This window comes from Bacillus velezensis, assembly GCF_001461825.1.
GTDB lineage: Bacteria > Bacillota > Bacilli > Bacillales > Bacillaceae > Bacillus > Bacillus velezensis.
On record NZ_LLZC01000017.1, the window covers coordinates 1 to 664 of the forward strand.

Below are 664 nucleotides of genomic sequence, written 5' to 3' on the forward strand. Positions count from 1 at the left end.
CAGGCTCTGTTTCCAGCGCGTCTAAAAAGCTGTTGACCATCGCCGGAATAAAATGCGCGGTCGTCACCTTTTCTGAGGCAAACGCTTCAATCATCCGCACAGGATCTTTCTCCCATCCGGCAGGAAGCAGATACACGGAGGCGCCGGACATCGTCCACCAAAACAATTGCCAGATGGAGGCGTCGAATGAAAAGGATGATTTCAGCACGATGATGTCCTCTTCCGTTAACGGGAACTGCCCTTGCATCCCTGATAAAAAGGCGGCGGCCTGACAGTGTTCAACAGCCACTCCCTTCGGTGTTCCCGTCGAACCGGACGTATAAATGATATAAGCGAGCGAATCAGCATCCGCTTCTTCAGAGACAGCCCCTGTCTCCGTCTCACTTGTCAAAGAAGAAAGAGACACTTCTAGCGTTTCTCCGGAAAAACCGGAAAGGGATAACCCCGGCTGTGCAAGCAGGAGGCAGGCGCCGCAGTCATCAAGCATATAGCGCAGCCTGTCCTCAGGATAGTCCGGGTCAAGCGGCACATAGGCGCCGCCCGCTTTTAACACGGCAAGCACTGAAACCACCATCTCCGGCGAGCGTTCAGCGAGTACGCCGACCATGCTTTCTTTGCGGACGCCTTTTTGGCGGAGCCAAACGGCGAGCCTGTCTGTGTACTG

At 54.8% G+C, this 664-nt stretch carries 1 protein-coding gene; it reads right to left on the reverse strand.

Going from position 1 to position 664, the window contains the following annotated elements; genetic code table 11:
• Positions 1-664: AMP-binding protein (locus AR442_RS08670; RefSeq protein WP_157843473.1), on the reverse strand; the 664-nt coding region annotated here is incomplete at both ends.